Genomic DNA, 16,028 nt, shown 5'->3' with positions numbered 1-16,028 from the left:
CACCTTTCCCCTACACCGCCGGGCATGTCCCGGCGGTGTCTTCACGCTCATATGAGGCCGTCTCAGATGCTGTCCTTTATCCTGCGCCGTGTCGTCATCGCGATCCCCACGATCATTCTGATCTCGATCTTCGTGTTCACCTTGCAAAAGTTGTTGCCGGGTGATCCGGTTCTGGCAATGGCGGGTGAAGAACGTGATCCGCAGGTGCTTGAGTTCCTGCGCGAGAAATACCGTCTGAACGATCCGATTCCGGTGCAGTATTTCACTTGGATCGGCAACGCGCTCCGGGGCGATCTGGGCATTTCGCTGCGCACCAACCAACCGGTGCTGGAACTGATCGCGCAGAAATTGCCGGTGACCATCCAGCTTGCCGCCATGGCGATGATCTTTGCCCTGCTGATCGGCATCCCTGCCGGCATCTTCTCGGCCGTGAAAAAGGGCACGATTGTGGATTACATCGCCAATGTTGTCGCGCTTTCGGGCCTGTCGATCCCGAATTTCTGGCTTGGCATCATGCTGATCCTGCTGGTGTCGGTGAAATGGAAACTGCTGCCCGCCTCCGGCTATGTCCCGCTAAGCGAGGACCCCGTCCGCTCCATCACCGTGATGATCATGCCCGCTTTCGTGCTGGGCACCGCACTGGCCGCCACGCTGATGCGTCACACCCGTTCGGCCATGCTCGGAGTGCTGAATTCCGATTATGTGCGTACCGCCCGCGCCAAAGGGCTGGTTGAACGGCGCGTCATCCTGAAACACGCCTTTCGCAACGCGCTGACTCCCATCGTCACACTAACGGCCCTGCTGTTCGGAGAGCTGATCGCCGGCGCCGTGCTGACCGAACAGATTTTCACCATCCCCGGCTTTGGCAAACTGGTCGTCGATGCGGTGTTCAACCGTGACTACGCTGTTGTGCAGGGGATCGTCCTCGTTACCGCCGTGGGCTTCATCTTCATGAATCTGCTGGCCGATGTCGCCTATGTGTTGCTGAACCCGCGCCTGAGGAAGCAATAATGGCCCAACCTGCGACTCCCGTGACCATTGATGCCGAAAGCGCCGCTGATCCGGTCTTGTCGGCCCGCCCCGAAAACCGCGTCTGGAAGAAGTTTCGCAAACACCGCAGCGCGATGCTGGGCGGTGTGCTGGTGACATTCTTTGTGCTGATCGCGCTTGTCGCCCCGATCCTGCCCATCCCTGACCCTGTCGCGACCGATTGGGGCGCGGTGCGCAAAGCACCCTCTGCCGCGCATTGGCTAGGCACGGATGAGCTGGGCCGCGATGTGTTGTCGCGACTGGTTTGGGGGGCGCAGGCCTCTCTGCTGGCCGGGGTCGTGTCGGTCGCCATCGCGCTTGGGTTCGGGGTGCCCTTGGGCATTATCGCGGGGTATTTCGGCGGCTGGACCGACGCGATCATCTCCCGCTGTACCGAAGCATTGCTGGCCGCACCATTCCTGATCCTCGCCATCGCGCTGGCCGCGTTTTTGGGGCCAAGCCTGACCAATGCGATGATCGCTATCGGCATATCCGCAACCCCGGTTTTCATCCGCCTGACCCGCGGTCAGGTGCTCAGCGTTGCCGCCGAAGATTATGTTGAAAGTGCGCGCGCCATCGGGTTGTCCACGCCGCGCATCCTGCGCCGCTATATCTTACCCAACGTGTTGCCACCCGTTCTGGTGCAGGCCACGCTCACCGTGGCCACTGCCATCATCGCCGAGGCGTCGCTGTCCTTTCTCGGCCTGGGCCAGCAACCACCCTCGCCATCCTGGGGGTCGATGCTCAACACCGCAAAGAACTTCCTCAACCAGGCGCCCTGGATGGCGCTCTGGCCCGGTGTCGCGATCTTTTTGGTCGTGCTTGGCTTTAACCTTCTGGGCGACGGGTTGCGCGATGCGCTCGACCCCCGCGAACATTGACGAACGGAGACTCCATGTCCGGCTTTACCACCCGTCCCGAGGTCCGGGGTTCCTTCGGGGTCGCCACATCGACCCACTGGATCGCCTCGGCCGTGGGCTTTGGCATCCTCGAAAAGGGCGGCAACGCCTTTGATGCAGCGGTGGCGGCAGGATTTGTGCTTCAGATCGTCGAGCCGCATCTGAACGGCCCTGCAGGCGATCTGCCGATTATTTTCCACAGCGCCGAAACAAACCAGACCAAGGTTGTCTGCGGGCAGGGTGTTACCCCCGCCGGTGCCACCACCGCGCATTACAAGGCGCAGGGGCTGACGCTGATCCCTGGTTCCGGCTTGCTCTCCACCGTGGTGCCGGGTGCCTTTGACGGCTGGATGCTGCTGCTGCGCGATCATGGCACGATGGATCTGCGCGATGTGCTGCAACCGGCCATTGACTACGCCCGCGGCGGCCACCCGGTGTTGCCGCGTGTCGCCAATACCATAGCAGGCTTGGCCGATTACTTCGCCGCAGAATGGCCGACCTCCGCTGCCGTCTGGACCCCCGGGGGCAGGGCGCCCGCTGCCAACGCCAATTTCAAGAATCCTGACCTGACCGCGACCTACGAACGGTTGGTCAGCGAAGCCGAAGCAAGCGGGCAAGACCGCGTCGCGCAGATTGATGCAGCGCGGGCGATCTGGTCCAAGGGGTTTATCGCCGACGCCATCTTTGACTATCTCAAGGATGCCTGCGTGCATGACGTATCCGAGCAAAAAAACAGCGCCGTGCTGGCCCGTGAAGACATGGCGAACTGGTCAGCAACTTACGAAGACACGCTGCGCTATGACTACGAAGGCTGGACGGTTCACAAGACCGCGCCGTGGTCGCAGGGGCCGGTGTTCTTGCAAACGCTCGCGATCCTTAAACACTTCGACCTCGCCGCGATGGACCCGATGGGCGAAGAGTTTGTGCATACCGTCATCGAGGCGATGAAATTGGCTTTCGCCGACCGCGAAGCCTATTACGGCGATCCGGAGTACAGCGTCATTCCGATGGAGATCCTCCTGTCGGACAGCTACAACGCCGAGCGCGCCAAGCTGATCACTGACCACGCTTCGCTTGAACACCGCCCCGGCTTCATACCCGGACTTGAACACCTGGCAGAAGCCTATCTGCGCCGCGCGACCTGCGATTTCGGCGTCAACGATGCGGCCCCTCAAGAGCCAGCAATAGCCCATCTGAGCGAAAAGCGCGGCGATACCGTGCATCTGGATGTGATCGACCGCTGGGGCAACATGGTGTCGGCTACTCCCTCAGGCGGCTGGCTGCAAAGCAACCCGGTGATCCCCGGCCTCGGCTTCCCGCTCAACTCCCGCGCACAGATGTTCTGGCTTCAGGAAGGTCTGCCCACGTCGCTGGGCCCCCACCGTCGCCCGCGCACAACACTATCACCCTCGCTGGCTGAGAAATCCGACGGCACCCGGCTTGTGTTTGGCACGCCCGGTGGCGATCAGCAGGATCAGTGGCAGTTGATCTGGTTTTTGCGTTTTGTGCATCACGGGCTGGACCTGCAGGCCGGCATGGACACGTCACTGTTTCATTCGATGCACTTCCAAAGCAGCTTTTTCCCGCGGCAGGCGTTACCGGGCGAAATGACGATCGAACCAAGTTTTGGTGAGGCCGTCATCAAAGGTCTGCGTGCGCGCGGTCATATCGTGACCGTGGCCGAGCCGTGGTCGGTCGGCCGTCTGACGGCGGCGCTGCGCCATCCCGATGGCAGCCTTCAGGCGGCGGCGACACCGCGATTGATGCAAGCCTATGCAGTGGGGCGCTGAACCATGACCTATTCGATCATCGCGCGCGATCCGGGCACAGGCGAGATTGGTGTCATCGTTGCCAGCAGGTTCTTTGCCTGTGGCGCAGTGGTGCCTTACGTCGGGCGGCGGGTGGCCGTGGCCACGCAGGCTTTCGTCAATCCGCTCTGGGGCACCGAGGGCCGCCGCAGGCTTGAGGCGGGCAAGACGGCAGAAGCCCTGCTTGCCGAATTTGCCGCCCGCGATGCGGGCCGCGACATTCGCCAATGTCACATGCTGGATGCGACGGGCAATTTCGCCGCACATACCGGGGTCGATTGCGTCGATTGGGCGGGACACCAGATCGGCGCCCACCATTCCGTTGCGGGCAACATGCTGGCGGGGCCAGAGGTCGTGCACGCCACATTTGAGACCTACGCAAACCGCAGCGATCTGGCGATGCCGCAGCGGTTGCTGGCCGCAATGCGCGCGGGCGAAGATGCGGGCGGCGACAAACGCGGCAGGCAGGCGGCGGGGCTGATGATCCACCGCGGGCAGGATCACGCCTATCTTGACCTGCGCGCCGATGATCACAGCGACCCTTTGGCCGAATTGGACCGCCTGCTGGATGTAGCGGGCGAACGCTATCTGCATGTGGCGGACGCGATGCCGACGCACGATGATTTCTCCGGCACCACCGACCGCGGACCGATTGATGCCGCCATCACCTTGGCCGAACAAACACGAAAAAGCGCCGGGCGTCCAAGCCTGTCTTACGCCACAGATCCCAAGACCGACAGAACATAAGCCCATGATGGCGCTCGATTTCAGCAGTCTGCTTCCTCTTCTGGCCATTGCGGTGGGTGCGGGTATCGCCGGGGGTGTCCTCGCCGGCCTGCTCGGCGTGGGGGGCGGGATCGTCATTGTGCCCGCGCTCTACATGTCGCTGTCGGCAGTGGGCATGGACCCGGCAATCACCATGCAGGTGGCGGTGGGCACCTCGCTTGCCACCATCGTTTTCACCTCCCTGTCATCCGGCTATGGCCACTTCAAACGCGGCGCGATTGATATGGACCTGCTGCGTCTCTGGGCACCCTCGCTGCTGGTTGGTGTCATCATCGGCGCGCTGCTGGGGGGCTATGTTTCGGGGCTGATCCTTGTCGGGGTCTTTGCGGTCGTCGCGGCCTTGGTCGCGATTGACATGATCTTCCGCAAACCCTCGGAAGACCTGGCCGTGCGCAGCTTTTCCAAGCTGGTCTGGGCCGCACTCGGCACGATCACCGGGGCGCTTTCGGCGATGATGGGCATCGGCGGCGGGACCATCGGTGTACCCCTGCTGAACTTTCTGGGCTATGATATCCGCCGCGCAGTAGGCACCTCAGCCGCGATCGGGTTTATCATCGGCCTACCCGGTGCGGTCGTCTACGCCTTCACCGGATTGGGGGTTGAGGAACTGCCCCCCTTCTCGCTGGGATACGTCAACCTTGCGGCGGCAACTATCATCATTCCCCTGACCAGCTGTTTCGCACATGTCGGTGTAAAGCTCGCCCACAGCATTCCCCGCCGCGCCTTGCGGTTTGCCTTTGGTATCTTCCTCATGATAACCTCAATTCGAATGTTTTTGGACCTTTTCAACAGCTTGAATGCCAATGGGTGACAGTACGCCCCGTATGCAGCGGGAGGCAGAACTTGCCGAGGTATTGCGGGCCGCGATCCGCAAAGGTGACTTGCTGGACAAGGGGCGCATGCCGCCCGAACGCACGCTGGCCGAACGCTTTGGGGTCAGCCGCGCGCGGTTGCGTCTAGCTCTGGATCTCTTGCAGGAAGATGGCACCATCTTTCGCCGCCGCGGAAAAGGCACCTTCGCGACACCGCCACCCGCCACCAATGTTGAAAGCCTGCGTTCGCTAGCCCGACAGGTAACGCCGCGCGATGTGATGGAAGTGAGGCTAGAGGTCGAACCGGCGCTGGCCGCGCTGGCCGCCGACCGCGCCCAACCGCAAGAGATTGACCTGCTGGATCAGTTGATGCGCGCCACGCTGAACCTGACAGATATGGACGACTACGAAGCGGCCGATGACATGTTTCACTACAAGATCGCAGAGACCGCGCGCAATCCTCTGTTTCTGACGGTCTATGAATCTATCCGGTCCGTACGCCGCGAAGCCGTCTGGACCACCCAGCGTCGGGACAGCTATTCTGCGCATACGCTGCATCTGCTGGGCGAACAACACAAGACGCTGGCAGACGCGATTTCGCGGCATGACAGCCGGGAAGCAGCAGCGGCAATGGAGCAGCACTTGCTTACTGTGTCCAACGCCCTGTTGCGCGATAGGGTGCGCAAGATCGACCTGGAAATCTGAACAAGCACCTTTTTGGGGTCTGTTGGGCTTTGATGCACAAAGCCGTAGCTGAACGGACTTTCCCTTTTCCCAGACACATTTATCCAACGGTTTTCGTGACGGGTATGCCGAGTGCGGCATACCGGGAGCGGGCAAAATCTGGGGGTAGCCTGCTATGATGTAGTGGTCGTTCAAACAGGAAGACCACCATGGGTGCATGGATTATTGTCGAAACGACTTCTGAAAACGGGACCAAACGATCTGATCGCCTGGATAGCATCTGCCGCCTTTGGCTGTCGCAGATGGCGTGCAACTTGGTATTCATGCTGCCTATTTTCCGGGCGACGACGCCGATATCGCTCCATCGCTTCCACCGGTTGTAGAGCGTCTTGTGCGGACCGTATTCCGCAGGCGCGTCGCGCCAATGCAATCCATTGCGATTGATGAAGATAATCCCGATCAGCACGCGCAGATCATTGACGCGCGGCTTACCGTGGGATTTCGGGGAATAGGGCTCAAGACGGGCCATCTGCGCGTCGGTCAGCCAAAAGAGATTAGACATGTTCACCGCTCGATTTTCGAACCGTGAATCATGCGACCCAGAGGAAATCAATGGGTCCTCACCTAATGCCCCCGCCGGTTCGCCAGAAATGTGTTGGCCCACTGGGATCGCTGCCCTACAACGGTCCCGCTGTTCCACGATGCCGCGATGCCGGATACCTGTCCGGGGCCGGGCGTTACCTATCAGCGCTAGCCGGATCGCACCGCCATGTCCCTGACCCTTAAACAGCTTCGCTATTTCATCGCCGCCGCGCATCAGGGTTCGGTCAGCAAGGCAGCCCATGCCTTGTCGATCTCGCAAAGCGCCGTCACCGAGGCGATCAAGGAACTGGAGGCCGATCTTGGCGTTAAGCTGTTCATCCGCCATCCGCGCGGCATGACGACGACGCCCGAAGGCCAGCAGTTTCTGCGCCACGCCATCTCGATCCTTGCGGAAGTATCGCAGGCGACCCGCGTCGTATCGGCAGGGGCGCAGCGGGTGACGGGGCGGCTGAACCTCGGGGTCACGTCCTTGACCGCTGGTTACGTCCTGTCGGATGTCCTGTCGCGATATCGCAGGCTGAACCCTGATGTCGACGTCACCGCGATCGAGGATACCGGAGAATATCTGGAGCATCTGATCATCGGCGGAGAGCTTGACGTGGCTGTGATGGTCACGACTAACCTGCGCGATGTGCAGGCGCTGCAATCTGAGATCCTCGAAGTGTCGTCTTTTCGGTTGTGGCTACCTATCGATCATCATCTGAATGGGCAGCAAAGCATTGCGCTGTCCGATGTGGCCGGTGAACAGCTTATTGTTCTGGATGTCGATGAGATGGAGCAGGAAGCGGTCAAGCTGCTTTCGGCCTTCGGGGAACGACCGCGCATCGCCTTTCGCACCCGGTCAGTCGAGGCTGTGCGCTCGCTCGTGGCGACGGGGGCCGGTGTGGCGTTGCTGCCCGATCTGGTGTACCGGCCTTGGTCACTGGAAGGCGACCGCATTCACAGCCGGGACGTGTCCGGTGCGCTTCCCGTCGTTCAGGTCGGCCTTGTCTGGCGGCGTGGGTCGCCGATCTCGGATGCGGCGCGGGAATTCATTGCCGTTGCGCAGGCCCAGCATGAAGTGAATGTGCGTTAAAACACCTATCGGTTTTTCCGATACCGACCGTTCTGATAATTGTATTTGCGATAACGCCGGTTCTTCCTCATGGTTTCTTCAAAACACAGAAGTAACCAAACGGGAGATGTTTGATGAAATCCTTTCTAAAGTCCTGCACTACGCTCGGTGTCGTTGCCGGTGTGTCTGTTCTGCCTGCGTCTGCCGAAATGCTGACCGCCATCGGTGAGGGGGAGGGCCAACTGAACATCGTTGCCTGGCCCGGTTATATCGAACGCGGTGAAACAGCGGCAGAGTTTGACTGGGTCACCGGCTTTGAGGAAAAGACAAGCTGCAAGGTCAATGTGAAGACGGCCAACACCTCTGACGAGATGGTGGCGCTGATGAACGAGGGCGGTTTCGACCTCGTTACCGCTTCGGGCGATGCTTCGCTGCGGATGGTCGCGGGCAAGCGGGTGCAGCCCGTCAATACAGCGCTGATCCCAAGCTGGGATACGCTTGACGATCGCTTGAAAGAGGCCCCGTGGCATTATGTAGATGGTACGCATTACGGCGTTCCCTATATGTGGGGGCCCAATGTATTGATGTATAACACCGAGGTGTTCAGTGACAGTGCGCCCACATCGTGGAACGTGGTGTTCGAGGCGATGAACCTGCCCGACGGTCAGCCGAACAAGGGCCGCGTACAGGCTTATGACGGGCCGATCCACATTGCCGATGCGGCGCTCTACCTTATGGCCCACAAGCCGGAACTGGGCATCACGTCACCCTATGAACTAAACCAAGAACAGTACGACGCCGCGCTGGACCTGCTGCGGGAACAGCGCAAGCTGGTCAGCCGCTACTGGCACGATGCCTTTATCCAAATCGACGATTTCAAGAACGAGGGCATGGCTGCCTCGGGCTCATGGCCGTTCCAGGTAAACCTGTTGCAGGGGGATAATGCGCCGATTGCAAGCGTCATTCCCGAAGAGGGCGCAACCGGATGGGCCGATACCACGATGATGCATGTGGACGCGCGAAACCCCAACTGCGCTTATATGTGGATGGAGCACACGCTCAGTTCCAACCTGATGTCGGATCTCAGCGTCTGGTTCGGGGCCAACCCGGCCGTGCCAGCGGCCTGTAGCGACGGGCGCGGGATGCAGACGGCCGAGGGCTGCACCAAGAACGGTTTTGACGATTTCGACAGGATCAGCTTCTGGCAGACCCCAGTGTCACAATGCGAAAGCCAGGGCGAATGCGTGCCCTACTATCGCTGGGTCTCGGACTATATCGGTGTGATCGGCGGCCGCTGATCGAACGGTAACCAGCTCGTCGCTCTTGCTTGAAGAGCGGCGGGCGAATCGGAAAGTTTCATGACAACAGCTATCGCCTTTCGTCAGGTCTCGCGTCACTACGGGACGGTGCGAGCCGTGGATGCCGTCGATCTGGAGATTGCCGAGGGTGAGTTCTTCGCTATGCTCGGGCCGTCGGGATCGGGTAAGACCACCTGCCTTCGTCTTATCGCAGGGTTCGAGCGCCCCACCGCTGGTGAGGTCGAAATCTTCGACAAGCCGTCTGGTGCGGTGCCGCCCTATCGCCGGCCGGTGAACACGGTGTTTCAGGACTACGCGCTGTTTCCGCATCTCAATGTGCGTGATAACGTGGCTTATGGCCTGATGATCGCCGGCGTCGCACGGGCGGAACGCCATCGTGCAGCCGAAGAGGCGCTTTCCATGGTGGCCCTGCCGGGATACGCCGCCCGCAAGCCCGCCGCCCTGTCGGGCGGTCAGAGGCAGCGCGTGGCGCTGGCCCGTGCGCTTGTGAACAAGCCCAAGGTCTTGCTACTCGACGAACCGCTTGGTGCGCTCGACCTGAAGCTGCGGGAACAGATGCAGGTCGAACTGAAAAGCCTGCAACGGCAACTTGGCATCACCTTCGTCTTCGTCACCCACGATCAGAGCGAGGCGCTATCGATGGCCGACCGCGTGGCGGTGTTCAACGAGGGGCAGATTCAGCAGATCGGATGCCCGCAGGATATTTACGACCGCCCCAATACGCCGTTCGTGGCCGATTTCGTGGGGTCGTCGAATGTACTGCCCCCCGAAATGGTCGAACGCCTGACTGGCAAGCGGGCCTCTGCCAGCCTTCGGCCCGAGGCGCTGCGCCTGCAAGCGGACGGATATGCGGCACAAGTGATCGAGAAGGCCTTTTTGGGCGCGGTGACGCGCCTGACGCTCGACATAGACGGGCAAAAGCTTGCGATGCTTCTGCCGAAAGGTGAGGAGGTGCCGGAGAAGGCCGCCACCGTGCATATCGGCTGGGATGAGGACGCCCTGCACCTGATGGAGCAACGGGATGCCTGAGGTGGCCGTGTCCTCTCCGGCCTCCAGGGGGCTGAGCGACAGGCTGTCGGATCTGTTATGGAGCCGGCAGGGCCTGCTTATCCTGCTGCTGATCCTGCCGCCGGCGTTGTGGCTGGGAATCATCTATCTGGGTGCGCTCTTTGCGCTGCTGGCGCAGAGCTTTTTCTCGATCGACCCGTTCTCGGGCCTGATCAACTATGAATTCACCCTTCGCACCTATGGCGAACTTTTTCGCGCCGCCAATCTCGACATTATCGTGCGTACCGTCCTGATGGCCGGATGCGTCACCATCGCGGCGATGATCGTCGGGTTTCCTGTGGCCTACTACGCCGCGCGCTATGCCCGGGGGAAGTGGAAGGCGCTGTTCTATCTGGGTGTCATGCTGCCGCTCTGGTCGAGCTATCTGGTGAAGGTCTATTCTTGGAAGCTGATCCTTGCGAAGGAGGGCATCCTGAGCTGGCTGTTCGAGACGCTGCACCTGTCCTGGCTGCTTGATGCCTATCTGTTGCTGCCGGTGGTGGGCGGAAATTCTCTTTCGGTAAGCTGGACCGGCACGTTCCTTGTCTTCCTCTATGTCTGGCTGCCATTCATGATCCTGCCCACGCAGGCCGCTCTCGAACGGGTGCCGCCCTCGATGTTGGAAGCGTCAGGCGACCTTGGAGCGCGTCCGGGCCAGACCTTTCGCCATGTGCTCTTGCCGCTGGCGCTGCCAGGGATCGTGGCCGGATCAATCTTTACCTTTTCGCTGACGCTTGGCGACTACATCATCCCGCAGATCGTCGGAACCTCGGCGCGGATGATCGGGCAGGCCGTCTATCAGTTTCAGGGCACGGCCGGGAACATTCCGCTAGCGGCGGCCTTTGCTGTGGTGCCGATCCTAATCATGGGTGTTTATCTTTATATCGCCAAACGCATGGGGGCCTTCAATGCACTCTGACCGGGCTTCCCTTGGGCTGAAGATCGCCGCGGCGGCGGGGTTGTTGTTCATGCATCTGCCGATCCTGCTGATTTTCGTCTATGCCTTCACGACCGAGGACAAAAGCTATCAGTGGCCGCCGCCGGGCTATACGCTGAAGTGGTTCTCCGTCACTTGGGAACGCCCGGATGTGTGGGAGGCCCTTTCGCTTTCGTTGCGGGTGGCCGCGATTTCCACGGTGGTCGCGCTGGTGCTGGGCACGCTTTGCGCCGCCGCGGTATCGCGGACGCGCTTTTTCGGGCGCGAGGCGATCTCGCTTCTGGTGATTCTGCCCATCGCTCTGCCGGGGATCATCACCGGCATATCGCTGCGCTCAGCCTTCAATCTTGCCGACATCCCGTTCAGTTTCTGGACCATCGTCCTTGGTCACGCGACCTTTTGTGTCGTGGTGGTCTACAACAACGCCGTGGCGCGGTTCCGCCGAACCAGCGGCAGCCTCGTCGAGGCGTCCATGGATCTGGGGGCGAATATGTTTCAAACCTTCCGCCATGTGATCCTGCCAAATATCGCGACAGCCCTTCTGGCCGGTGGGATGCTTGCGTTCGCGCTGAGCTTTGACGAGGTCATCGTCACCACTTTCACCGCCGGTCAGCAGCAGACCCTGCCGATCTGGATGCTGGAGGAACTGGTGCGCCCGCGTCAGCGCCCCGTCACCAACGTCGTGGCGATGGTCGTGGTTCTGGTGACGTTCCTGCCGATCCTCGGCGCATATTACCTCACTCGCGGCACGGAAATGGTTGCAGGTCAGGGCAAGTAAAAAACAAGGGAGACCCTTCATGGAAACCGACATGTTAATCGGCGGCGCGTTCGAGCGTGGAACGGACATCGAGGAAAGCGTGTTCAATCCGCGCACTGGCGAGATTATCCTGAAAATGCCCGAGGCTGACCCGGGACAGATCGACCGTGCGGTCAGGGCGGCGCGCGCGGCCTTCCCCGCGTGGTCGCGTACCACACCGGGTGAACGTGCGGCAAAGCTTCTTGCCATTGCCGACGCGGTAGAGGGCAGGCTGGAAGAGCTTGCGCAACTCGAAGCGCTGAACTGCGGCAAGCCGATAAACGAGGTTCGAGCCGAGGAGATTCCCGCCGTCGCCGATTGCTTCCGTTTCTTTGCCGGGGCGGTACGGAACATGCATGGCCCGCTTGCGGGCAACTACCTTGCCGGGTACACCAGCATGATCCGGCGCGATCCCATTGGCGTTGTTGCCTCTATCGCGCCGTGGAACTATCCGATCATGATGATGGCGTGGAAGCTGGCTCCGGCGCTGGCCGGGGGCAACACGGTGGTGATGAAGCCATCCGAACAGACACCGCTTACCGCACTTGCCTTTGCCCGGATCATGGCTGGCATCCTGCCCGAAGGCGTGGTGAACGTGATCGTCGGTCAGGGCGCCACCGTGGGCAATGCCCTGATCAACCATCCGCAGGTCGACATGATCTCTATTACCGGCGATGTGGCGACGGGCAAGAAAGTGCTCATGGCAGCATCAAAAAGCGTCAAGCGCACCCATTTGGAATTGGGCGGCAAGGCCCCTGTCATCGTGCTGGACGATGCCGATCTCGGGCGTGTGGTTGAGGGGCTGAAGGCCTTCAGTTTCTACAATGCCGGGCAAGATTGCACGGCGGCGTGTCGCGTTTACGCCGGTGCGGGCATCTATGACAAGCTTGTGGCGGAGCTGACCGACGCGGCCGCCAGCATTGTCTTCGCCAATGCCGACGACACGCTGAACGAAATCCCCCCGCTCATCTCGACGCGGCAGCGCGACCGGGTGGACAGCTTCGTTCAGCGCGCGGTGGAACAGAAGCATATCGATATCACCACCGGCGGGACGCCGCATGACGGCAACGGGTTCTATTACAAGCCTACCGTTGTTGCAGGCGCTCTTCAGAGCGATGAGATTGTCCAGCGCGAGGTGTTCGGCCCGGTGGTGTCGGTCACCCGTTTCACCGGGGGCGATCCGGTCGTCGACTGGGCCAATGACAGCCAGTATGGCCTGGCGTCGTCGGTATGGACGCAGGACATCGGGAAGGCGATGGAGATCGCGGCAGGGCTGCAATACGGCTGTACCTGGATCAATACCCATTTCATGCTGACCACTGAAATGCCGCATGGCGGCCTGAAACAGTCGGGCTATGGCAAGGACATGTCGATGTACGCGCTGGAGGACTACACCGCGGTGCGCCATGTCATGATCGCGCATTGAGTACCGCCCGGTCGCCCGCATCCGACGGGCGACCGCGGACGCGATTCACCGGGGTTTCCAAGCCGGACCGCCAGATGGATCGCGCCGCCGCGATCGCCAATGGGAGTGCGAAGAACCTGGAGAGTATAGCAAAGGGTTCTCTCTCGGGAAGAGGACTAGCGTCTTGAAAAAGGCTCTTCGGGGGCGACGTTCAGGGCGCAGGCGATGCCCTTGGGAAGGTCGGGAGATGCCGCGAACTTGGCGTTCTCGACTTTGCCCATATGGCCGCGGTTCACGTCGGCCAGATGAGCAGGCTCCTCTTGGCTGAGGCCGCGGGCGCGTCTCAAGTCCTGGGTGTTCAGAACTACACGGTCCCGCAATTTCATGCCGTTGAGACGAACATGATGGCGATATATGCTACATTCGAAAGTGTAGAGAAGCTTATTGATACGGGGGCGAGGCCGCCCATATCGCTCCATCGCTTCCGCCGGTTGTAGAGCGTCTTGTGCGGACCGCATTCCGCAGGCGCATCGCGCCACCGCAACCCATTGCGATTGATGCAGATAATCCCGCTCAGCACGCGCCGATCATCGACGCGCGGCTTGCCGTGGGACTTAGGGAAACAGGGCTCAAGACGGGCCATCTACGCATCGCTCAACCAGAATAGATCAGACATGACACCGCTCCGTTTTCGGAGCCGTGAATCACGCCACCCCGCGGAAACCAATGGATCCTGACTCTAGTGGGAGCAAAGGTGAGAGGCTGGACAACGACCCAAGCGGGGCTCGTTACGGCTGCTTCCTTCCGGACCTGACCGGGTTGGCGAGGCGCCTGCCCGCGCCAACCTCTCACCGCGTCATATAGGGATTGGACGGGGGATTCGCAAGCGTCGGGTTCAGATCCTCAGGCAAAGCTGCATGAATCCTTCGGGCATATCGCCGAGATCCTCGACCGGGGGCAACTGTGGGTCGTGGAGATAGGCACGTGCCGTCGGCGAGGTTGCCACAAGGCTGCGCACCCCGCCAAGGGGCGTGAAGGACCAGTTGCGTTGGATTTCGAAGTCGAGCGGGCTGTGGGTGGTGACGTAGCGGCGCAAGATGTCGCGTGTCCAGACCGGGCTTTCGAACACGATCTCGGGTGTCGGATGATAGCCCAATTCGGGCGGGAAGCCGATGCCGTGGGCGCGAAAGGCGTTGGTGGCGACGATGAACTCCATAGTATCAGTGACGCGCCGCCCGTTCCAGCGAAGGTTGCGGATGCGGCGGGCCTCGGGGTCAAGCAACATGCCGTTATCGTCGAACCGGGCCGGGCGCGAGATGTCGATTTCATAGCTCACCCCGCAGATGACGTCGAACTTGTAGCCCGGAAACGCATCACGCAGCAGCGGTTGGGGTGCGGCGCTATCGGGGTCGAGCCGGGCAAACAGGCTGGCGCTGTATTCGAGCCAGTGCCGCAGCACAGCACCGGTGACATGCAGGGCGCAGAACGGGTTGGGATAGAGGTAGAGATCGGCAAGGCTACGCCGGGTCAGGGGGCCGGGGGGCACATGGGTGTAGTGATCGACGCCGGACCGGCGCCCGGTCTTGAACGGGGCCGCGGCCGAGAGAAGCGGCAGATCGGCGAGATCGGTTCCGTGGATCGCCTCGCGCAGGAACCCCGCTTGTGCGCGCGCGACGAGTTGCAACGCGGCATCGTTGGCGAAGAGCGAAAAGAAACTGTGCAGCGGGGTCCGGGTTTCACCGACCGGTTCGTGGATGCGGGCGAGCGTGGCCTCGTGGACTGGGCGGGTGATGGACAGGATTTCAGGGTCTTCCGAGGCGGGCGGTGTGTTCGGCGGTGTTCCGGTCGGGACAAGGCGGGGTGCGGCCTGTTTCACCCGCCAGCCCGCGCCTGCCGTCCGTTCGAGCGTGAGGTCGATAGCGCCCAGATGGCTGCCCCAGAAGCCGCTCATCACCACGGGGGTGCCATGGATCAGGCCCGTTTCCACATTGATTGCGGGATGTGGGAGCGCGGCCTCCCCGGGAAAGCGTGCATGTGTATGCCCGCCCAGAACCGCATCCACGCCCTCAAGCGCGGCCAGCGGGAGGATGGCGTTCTCGGCCCCGGCGCGGTCGCCGATCTCAAGCCCGCTATGGGCGAGGATGACAATGAGATCACAGCCCGTCTTGCGCATCGCGGCCACCTCTTCCCGCACCGCGCTGACCATGTCGCGGATGTGGAATTCAGTGGCGAGGTGGTGATCCCATTCGAGGGTTTGCGGAGGCAGGCAGCCGGTGACACCGATGCGCAGGCGATGCATGGCCCCTTGCAGGTCGCGAAAGCACCGTTCGAGAATGCGGTGCGGGGCAAAAGCGGGCGGGCCGGGGATCAGCCCCGAGCCGGTGCGGTGCAGGTTACAGCACAGAAAGGGAAACTGTGCGGTGGAGATGGATTCGAACAGGAAATCGGCGCCATAGTCGAAATCGTGATTGCCCGGAGCGGCGGCGTCATAGTGCAGGCTATTCATCGCTGCGATCACCGGATGTGCCCCGGTCTGGTTCAGTTCATGCCGGGCCAACAGGTCGCAGGTAACACTGCCTTGAAGCATGTCGCCGCAATCGAACAGCAGGGTGTTGGGCTGTTCATTGCGACATTGGCGGATCAGCGTGGCAACGCGGCTCAGCCCGCCTGTATCAACGGGCTTGTCGGCCAGGTAGTCATAGCCGCGCAACGTGCCATGCAGGTCGGTGGTCTGCATGAGCGTGATCTGCAACGTCACAGGGTTCGAAACGGGAGATGTTCGGTTCTTCAATGCCTTGCCATATTGCTTGGATCGAGTTTCGAGGGCGGTCTGAAATTGCGGTGCATGT

14 protein-coding genes, 1 other RNA gene and 2 pseudogenes are annotated in these 16,028 nt (G+C 61.3%); 12 read left to right on the top strand and 5 right to left on the bottom strand.

The window, feature by feature from the left end; genetic code table 11:
• Positions 1 to 66: 66 nt before the first annotated feature.
• The 6 genes from FLO80_RS06635 to FLO80_RS06610 are packed head-to-tail and all read left to right on the top strand — an operon-like array spanning position 67 to position 6,039.
• On the top strand, positions 67 to 1,011 hold the full coding sequence (locus FLO80_RS06635; protein WP_111362935.1) for an ABC transporter permease: 945 nt from the start codon (positions 67 to 69) through the stop codon (positions 1,009 to 1,011).
• Positions 1,011 to 1,910 carry an ABC transporter permease gene (locus FLO80_RS06630; RefSeq protein WP_223145459.1) on the top strand — a complete coding sequence of 300 codons (900 nt, stop codon included), beginning with the start codon at positions 1,011 to 1,013 and terminating at the stop codon, positions 1,908 to 1,910. The genes FLO80_RS06635 and FLO80_RS06630 overlap by 1 nt, the downstream gene beginning before the upstream one ends.
• 14 nt (positions 1,911 to 1,924) lie before the next feature.
• Positions 1,925 to 3,718, top strand: coding sequence for a gamma-glutamyltransferase family protein (locus FLO80_RS06625; RefSeq protein ID WP_111362932.1), 1,794 nt, complete (start codon positions 1,925 to 1,927; stop codon positions 3,716 to 3,718).
• Positions 3,719 to 3,721: 3 nt separating this feature from the next.
• The gene (locus FLO80_RS06620) at positions 3,722 to 4,483 is read left to right on the top strand and encodes a DUF1028 domain-containing protein (RefSeq protein WP_111362930.1); all 762 of its coding nucleotides are present in this window, start codon (positions 3,722 to 3,724) and stop codon (positions 4,481 to 4,483) included.
• A 4-nt stretch (positions 4,484 to 4,487) separates the two neighbouring features.
• Positions 4,488 to 5,333 (top strand): sulfite exporter TauE/SafE family protein, encoded by an 846-nt coding sequence (locus tag FLO80_RS06615; protein WP_111362928.1) that lies wholly within the window; start codon positions 4,488 to 4,490, stop codon positions 5,331 to 5,333.
• Positions 5,320 to 6,039 carry a FadR/GntR family transcriptional regulator gene (locus FLO80_RS06610; protein ID WP_342781712.1) on the top strand — a complete coding sequence of 240 codons (720 nt, stop codon included), beginning with the start codon at positions 5,320 to 5,322 and terminating at the stop codon, positions 6,037 to 6,039. The genes FLO80_RS06615 and FLO80_RS06610 overlap by 14 nt, the downstream gene beginning before the upstream one ends.
• Positions 6,040 to 6,355: 316 nt before the next feature.
• On the opposite strand, the pseudogene FLO80_RS06605 reads toward FLO80_RS06610, so the two are convergent.
• Positions 6,356 to 6,580: pseudogene (locus FLO80_RS06605) on the bottom strand (transposase); the annotation flags it as partial.
• 207 nt (positions 6,581 to 6,787) lie between these two features.
• Between FLO80_RS06605 and FLO80_RS06600 the strand changes: the two are divergent.
• From FLO80_RS06600 to FLO80_RS06575, 6 genes are all read left to right on the top strand, one after another.
• Positions 6,788 to 7,696, top strand: coding sequence for a LysR family transcriptional regulator (locus FLO80_RS06600; RefSeq protein WP_111362923.1), 909 nt, complete (start codon positions 6,788 to 6,790; stop codon positions 7,694 to 7,696).
• Positions 7,697 to 7,809: 113 nt separating this feature from the next.
• The gene (locus FLO80_RS06595; RefSeq protein WP_111362921.1) at positions 7,810 to 8,973 is read left to right on the top strand and encodes an ABC transporter substrate-binding protein; all 1,164 of its coding nucleotides are present in this window, start codon (positions 7,810 to 7,812) and stop codon (positions 8,971 to 8,973) included.
• Between the two features lie 60 nt (positions 8,974 to 9,033).
• Positions 9,034 to 10,023 carry an ABC transporter ATP-binding protein gene (locus FLO80_RS06590; RefSeq protein ID WP_111362918.1) on the top strand — a complete coding sequence of 330 codons (990 nt, stop codon included), beginning with the start codon at positions 9,034 to 9,036 and terminating at the stop codon, positions 10,021 to 10,023.
• Positions 10,016 to 10,960 carry an ABC transporter permease gene (locus tag FLO80_RS06585; protein ID WP_111362916.1) on the top strand — a complete coding sequence of 315 codons (945 nt, stop codon included), beginning with the start codon at positions 10,016 to 10,018 and terminating at the stop codon, positions 10,958 to 10,960. Before FLO80_RS06590 ends, FLO80_RS06585 begins: the two co-directional genes overlap by 8 nt.
• The gene (locus FLO80_RS06580) at positions 10,950 to 11,756 is read left to right on the top strand and encodes an ABC transporter permease (RefSeq protein ID WP_111362913.1); all 807 of its coding nucleotides are present in this window, start codon (positions 10,950 to 10,952) and stop codon (positions 11,754 to 11,756) included. Before FLO80_RS06585 ends, FLO80_RS06580 begins: the two co-directional genes overlap by 11 nt.
• Positions 11,757 to 11,775: 19 nt before the next feature.
• Positions 11,776 to 13,200 (top strand): gamma-aminobutyraldehyde dehydrogenase, encoded by a 1,425-nt coding sequence (locus FLO80_RS06575; protein ID WP_111362910.1) that lies wholly within the window; start codon positions 11,776 to 11,778, stop codon positions 13,198 to 13,200.
• A gap of 155 nt (positions 13,201 to 13,355) precedes the next feature.
• On the opposite strand, the gene FLO80_RS06570 is transcribed toward FLO80_RS06575, so the two are convergent.
• From FLO80_RS06570 to FLO80_RS06555, 4 genes and pseudogenes are all read right to left on the bottom strand, one after another.
• The gene (locus tag FLO80_RS06570) at positions 13,356 to 13,565 is read right to left on the bottom strand and encodes a helix-turn-helix transcriptional regulator (protein WP_111362908.1); all 210 of its coding nucleotides are present in this window, start codon (positions 13,563 to 13,565) and stop codon (positions 13,356 to 13,358) included.
• Between the two features lie 62 nt (positions 13,566 to 13,627).
• Positions 13,628 to 13,822 (bottom strand): annotated as a pseudogene (locus FLO80_RS06565) (transposase); the annotation flags it as partial.
• Positions 13,823 to 13,931: 109 nt separating this feature from the next.
• Positions 13,932 to 14,030, bottom strand: an RNA gene (gene ffs / locus FLO80_RS06560) — signal recognition particle sRNA small type.
• Positions 14,031 to 14,074: 44 nt separating this feature from the next.
• Positions 14,075 to 15,937, bottom strand: coding sequence for a bifunctional 2',3'-cyclic-nucleotide 2'-phosphodiesterase/3'-nucleotidase (locus tag FLO80_RS06555; RefSeq protein ID WP_111362906.1), 1,863 nt, complete (start codon positions 15,935 to 15,937; stop codon positions 14,075 to 14,077).
• Positions 15,938 to 16,028 lie beyond the last annotated feature (91 nt).

The organism is Aquicoccus porphyridii, assembly GCF_008369105.1.
Lineage (GTDB): Bacteria > Pseudomonadota > Alphaproteobacteria > Rhodobacterales > Rhodobacteraceae > Aquicoccus > Aquicoccus porphyridii.
Note: the sequence above shows the minus strand (reverse complement) of the source record. Positions and strands in the feature narration are given on the sequence as shown.

Bases quoted from the DNA above. Each gene is read 5' to 3' on its own strand.
- FLO80_RS06610 (WP_342781712.1), top strand. From the start codon at position 5,320: ATGCCAATGGGTGACAGTACGCCCCGTATGCAGCGGGAGGCAGAACTT.
- FLO80_RS06635 (WP_111362935.1), top strand. From the start codon at position 67: ATGCTGTCCTTTATCCTGCGCCGTGTCGTCATCGCGATCCCCACGATC.
- FLO80_RS06580 (WP_111362913.1), top strand. From the start codon at position 10,950: ATGCACTCTGACCGGGCTTCCCTTGGGCTGAAGATCGCCGCGGCGGCG.
- FLO80_RS06630 (WP_223145459.1), top strand. From the start codon at position 1,011: ATGGCCCAACCTGCGACTCCCGTGACCATTGATGCCGAAAGCGCCGCT.
- FLO80_RS06600 (WP_111362923.1), top strand. From the start codon at position 6,788: ATGTCCCTGACCCTTAAACAGCTTCGCTATTTCATCGCCGCCGCGCAT.
- FLO80_RS06575 (WP_111362910.1), top strand. From the start codon at position 11,776: ATGGAAACCGACATGTTAATCGGCGGCGCGTTCGAGCGTGGAACGGAC.
- FLO80_RS06595 (WP_111362921.1), top strand. From the start codon at position 7,810: ATGAAATCCTTTCTAAAGTCCTGCACTACGCTCGGTGTCGTTGCCGGT.
- FLO80_RS06590 (WP_111362918.1), top strand. From the start codon at position 9,034: ATGACAACAGCTATCGCCTTTCGTCAGGTCTCGCGTCACTACGGGACG.
- FLO80_RS06615 (WP_111362928.1), top strand. From the start codon at position 4,488: ATGATGGCGCTCGATTTCAGCAGTCTGCTTCCTCTTCTGGCCATTGCG.
- FLO80_RS06570 (WP_111362908.1), bottom strand. From the start codon at position 13,565: ATGAAATTGCGGGACCGTGTAGTTCTGAACACCCAGGACTTGAGACGC.
- FLO80_RS06585 (WP_111362916.1), top strand. From the start codon at position 10,016: ATGCCTGAGGTGGCCGTGTCCTCTCCGGCCTCCAGGGGGCTGAGCGAC.
- FLO80_RS06620 (WP_111362930.1), top strand. From the start codon at position 3,722: ATGACCTATTCGATCATCGCGCGCGATCCGGGCACAGGCGAGATTGGT.
- FLO80_RS06625 (WP_111362932.1), top strand. From the start codon at position 1,925: ATGTCCGGCTTTACCACCCGTCCCGAGGTCCGGGGTTCCTTCGGGGTC.